The sequence below is a fragment of the Arthrobacter sp. Y3225116 genome, from assembly GCF_059091245.1.
On record NZ_JBNHGL010000214.1, the window covers coordinates 1 to 4,906 of the forward strand.

The window sequence follows — 4,906 nt, forward strand, 5'->3', positions numbered from 1 at the left end:
CCCGAACCAGCCGGGCCAGGTGCCGGACCCCGCGCCGGCCGACCCGGCCACCATCGGCGAGGTGGCCGACGTCGAGATTGCCGACGACGAGCAGACCTCGATCACCCGGACCAACGGCGAGCTGACGCTGGCCCTGGCCGTCACCAAAACGCCGGAGGGCGACACGGTGGCCATCTCCCACGCCATCGGGGAGCTGCTGCCCGGGCTGGAGGCCGAACTGGGCGACGGCGCGCAGATCACCACGGTCTTCGACCAGGCCCCGTTCATCGAGACGTCCATCAAGGACCTGACCACCGAGGGCCTGCTGGGGCTGGGCTTCGCGGTGCTGATCATCCTGGTCTTCCTGCTCTCCGTGCGCTCCACGCTGATCACCGCGATCTCCATCCCGCTGTCGCTGCTGGCCACGTTCATCGGCCTCAATGCGCTGGGCTACTCGCTGAACATCCTCACCCTCGGCGCGCTGACCATCGCCATCGGGCGCGTCGTGGACGACTCGATCGTGGTGGTCGAGAACATCAAACGGCACCTGAACTACGGCGAGCCCAAGGGCGACGCCATCCTGTCCGCGGTCCGCGAGGTCGCCGGGGCCATCACCGCGTCCACCCTGACGACCGTTGCGGTGTTCCTGCCGATCGCGTTCGTCGGGAACCTGGCCGGCGAGCTGTTCCGGCCGTTCGCCATCACCACCGCGCTGGCCCTGCTCGCGTCCCTGGCGGTGTCGCTGACCATCGTGCCGGTGCTGGCCTACTGGTTCGTGAAATCTCCCGCGGCGGAGCGACACCCCGACACGTCCGCAGTGCGTGCGGCGGCCTCCGAAAAGGAACGCCGCTCGTTGCTGCAGCGCGGCTACCTGCCGGTGCTCGCCGGCACGCAGCGGCACCCGGTGATCACCACCGGTGCCGCCCTGCTGGTGCTGGCCGGCACCGCCGCCATGGTGCCGCTGTTGCAGACCAACCTGCTCGGCGACAGCGGACAGAACAGCTTCAGCCTGCGCCAGGAGATGCCGGCCGGGACCAGCCTGGAGACCACCGACGAGGCGGCCGCCCCGGTCGAGGATCTGCTGGCCGGGATGGACGGGATCGAGGCGGTCCAGGTCACCATGGGCAACGCCGGCGGCGGCCTGGGGACGTTCCTCTCCGCGGGTGCTTCGGTGGCCCAGTACACCGTCATCACCGAGGAAGGCATCGACCAGGCGGCGCTGCGCGACCGGGTCCGCTCCGCCGTCGAAAAGCTGCCTGGCGAGGCGACGTTCACGCTGGGCACCCAGGGCGGGGGCTTCGGCACCTCCAGCACCGTGGACGTGGAGATCTCCGCGAACGGGCCCCAGGAGCTGAGGGACGCGTCCGACCGGCTGGTGGAGCTGCTGCGGGAGGTGCCGGGGGCCGCAGAGGTGTCCAGCAACCTCTCGGCGGCCGAGCCGGTGGTCCAGGTGTCCGTGGACCGGGCCAAGGCCGTGGCCGCCGGGCTGGACGAGGAGCAGGTCGCGGGCCTGCTGGCATCCACGATCAGCCCGCTGCCCGGCGGCACCGTGCGGATCGGGACCACCGACTTCCCGGTGCTGATCGGGGAAGGCAGCGACTTCGCCAGCGTCGAGGAACTGCGCGGCGTCGAGGTGGCCACGGCGGGCGGGCCGGTGCCGCTGACGGACCTGGCCACGGTTGAGGAAACCGACGTGCCGACGTCGATCAGCGCCAGCGGCGGCGAACGCACCGCCGTCGTCTCCGTGACCCCGGAGGGAGAGAACCTGGGGGCGCTCAGCGGCGAGGTGGCGGCTGCCCTGGACGGCACCGACCTGCCGGCCGGGGTGACGGCGGAATTGGGCGGCGCGGCCACGCAGCAGGCCGAGTCCTTCGAACAGTTGGGCTGGGCGCTGCTGGCCGCCGTCGCCATTGTCTACGTGATCATGGTGGCGACGTTCAAGTCCCTGGTGCAGCCGCTGATCCTGCTGGTCTCCATTCCGTTCGCGGCCACGGGGGCCATCGGGCTGCTGGTCATCACGCGGATCCCGCTGGGGCTGCCGTCGCTGATCGGCATGCTGATGCTGGTGGGCATCGTGGTGACGAATGCGATCGTGCTGATCGACCTGACCAACCAGTACCGGCGCCCGCACGACGGCCGGCCCGGCATGAACGTGGCGGACGCGATCACCCACGGCGCGCGGCGCCGGCTGCGGCCCATCTTGATGACGGCGCTCGCCACGGTCTTCGCGCTCACGCCGATGGCGCTGGGACTGACCGGCGAGGGCGGTTTCATCTCGCAGCCGCTGGCCGTGGTGGTAATCGGCGGCCTGGTGTCCTCCACCGCGCTGACGCTGGTGCTGGTGCCGGTGCTGTACCGGCTGGTCGAAGGCCGGCGCGAGCGCCGGGAACACCAGCGCAATACACTCGAGGCAGAACTGGTTCCGGCCGGACGCTGATTCGGCTAACCCGGAACCTGGAGGTGCTTTACATGCCAGAACCGGAAACAATGCCCGCTGGGCCGGGCCGCCTGGACCGGCTCACCGACCGCCTCCCCGCCCCGCTGCGCAAATACGGCCAGCAGATGGGCGGGTGGCGCCGGGTCCAGCTGGCGTTCAAGACCGCGTTGGCGTGCGCCATCGCCTGGTTCATCGCCCTGCGGCTGCCCGGCGAAGTGGACCAGTACCCCTACTACGCGCCGCTGGGCGCGCTGATCAGCATGTATTCCACCGTCGCCGACTCCGTCAAGACCTCCGTGGAGACGCTGGCCGGGTTGCTGCTGGGCATCGGCCTGGCCATGGTCCTGCTCCTGACGGTCGGCCCGCACTTCGTCACCGTGGGCCTGCTGGTGTTCCTGGGCGTGCTGGTCGCGGGGCTGCCGCGGCTCGGGGCCGGCAGGGAATGGGTTCCCATGGCCGCGCTGTTCGTCCTGCTGGTGGGCGGGTCCAATGCGGGCGACTACTCGCTCGGCTATGCGGTGCAGATGGCGGTGGGGGTGGCCATCGGCATCGCGGTGAACTTCCTGCTCTTCCCGCCGTTGAATTTCAGCGCGGTGGGACGCAGCCTGCAGCAGCTGCAGTCCGACCTCGCCCGGCAGCTGGAGGACATGGCCGAGGCGCTACGGGAGAACTGGCCGCCGGAACACAAGGATTGGGCCACGAACGGCGAGAGCATCACCCGCCTGGGCAACCAGGTGCGGCAGGCCGTGCAGGCCGCCGACCGCAGCCGCAAGGCCAACCCGCGGCGCAAGTTCCACGACCGGGATCTGGACACCGATTGGCGGGATTTGCGCACGCTGGAGCGTGCCGCCTTCCATACCCAGGACATGACCGAGGTGCTCAGCGCCGTGATTTGGGACGAGACCCTGCATCTTCCGGACCCCGTGCTGGCACCGATGGCCAACGCCCTGGACGCCACGGCCGAGGCAATCAGGAGCATGACCGCGGAGGACCTGCCGGACAAACTGAAGGCCGCGCGCGATGCACAGCACCGCCTCACCGGGGTAGTCGCGGGCTCGGTGTCTTCGGAGTCCCCCGCGACGGCGGCGGGATCCGTGGCGGTCAGCCTGGAACGCATCCTGGCCGCGCTGGGCCGGCACGTGAAGGACCCCTCGGGCGGCCAGGCCCGGTAACCGGGGCGGGCACCTCCCCTTCCAAGCCGGAGGCTTTCGGACTGCCCGGCCGGCCGATCACACGCGATGAAAGGTTGAACTAGCCACCAGGGGTTCCCCATGCCCGGCATTTCGGGTTTTATGTACCTACTCGTGTCGAGCAGCTGGCACTAAAATCCTCCGGACCGGGAGAATGATGTGTCGGATTTGGGCGAGAGCCTCCCTTCCGTGCCGGGCCGCGTTGCCGTGCCTGGCCGCATTGCCGCTGTTCCCTTTGTTGGCGCCTTCGAAAGTACTTACCTGCCGGTACACCGCCGGGACGTGGCGGAGCTGACGGGAAGCTTCGCCCACTGGGGCCGCCACCTGGACCACATGCGCGCGGCAGGCGTGGGCAGCGTGCGGTTTCCGATTCGCTGGCACCGCGTGGAAGCAGAGCAAGGCGTGTTCGATTGGTCCGAGACCGACCGGCAGCTTCAGTTCCTGCGGGCACGCGGCATGCAGCCGATTGTCGACCTGGTGCACCACACGAGCTACCCGCAGTGGCTCGACGACGGCTTCAGGGACCGGAGGTTTGCGCCCGCCTACCTGCGGTATGCAGAGGCCGTGGCCCGGCGCTACCCCTGGTTGACGTCCTACACGCTGTTCAATGAACCCTTCGCCACCCTTTTCCTCTGCGGCCACGAGGCCCTGTGGCCGCCCTACGACAGTGGAATCGCCGGCTTTATGCGCCTCGTTCGCAACGTCCTGCCGGCCATCGCCGAGGCGGCCAGGTGCTGGTCGGAGCTGCTGCCGGAAGCCCGCCACGTCTGGGTGGATACCTGCGAACACCATGACGGAACTGCGGGTGGCCCGGCGGAGTACGCCGCTCTCGCCAACGACCGGCGGCACGTGCTGCTGGACCTGGTGCTCGGACACGATCTGAGCGGGGACCGCCCCTTCCTGAGGGAGCTCGTCAGGCACGGCGGCGAAGACCTGCTGCACCTGGACCCCGTGCGGGTGGACGTTCTCGGCCTCGACTATTATTGCCACTCGGAGTGGTGGTATGAGGAGTCCCGCGCCCACGCGCCATCGCCCCACCCGCTGGGCTTTGCCGCAGTGGCCGAGCACTACGGCTCCCGCTACGGGCTGCCGATGCTCCTGAGCGAGACCAACATCCGGGGAACCGCCTCCGACCGCGCGTCCTGGCTGCGTTACACCCTGGAACAGTACGAACTGGCGCTCTCCCGCGGGATCCGGCTCGAGGGATACTGCTGGTTTCCCTTCGTAGACTCCTGCGACTGGGACTCCATGCTCGCCCGCGCCGCCCGCCGCCCGGACCCGGTCGGCGTCGTCGGCGCCG

3 protein-coding genes are annotated in these 4,906 nt (G+C 69.6%); all 3 read left to right on the forward strand.

Annotation, left to right across the window (positions count from 1 at the left end):
• The coding region (locus tag AC5RV2_RS14620; protein WP_494092931.1) for an efflux RND transporter permease subunit at positions 1–2,416 on the forward strand (2,416 nt) is incomplete at its 5' end.
• Between the two features lie 32 nt (positions 2,417–2,448).
• Positions 2,449–3,588, forward strand: coding sequence for an FUSC family protein (locus tag AC5RV2_RS14625; RefSeq protein ID WP_494092932.1), 1,140 nt, complete (start codon positions 2,449–2,451; stop codon positions 3,586–3,588).
• A gap of 300 nt (positions 3,589–3,888) precedes the next feature.
• Positions 3,889–4,906: family 1 glycosylhydrolase (locus AC5RV2_RS14630; protein WP_494092933.1), on the forward strand; the 1,018-nt coding region annotated here is incomplete at its 3' end.

Excerpts from the sequence above, each read along its gene's own strand:
- AC5RV2_RS14625 (WP_494092932.1), top strand. The coding sequence starts at position 2,449 with ATGCCAGAACCGGAAACAATGCCCGCTGGGCCGGGCCGCCTGGACCGG.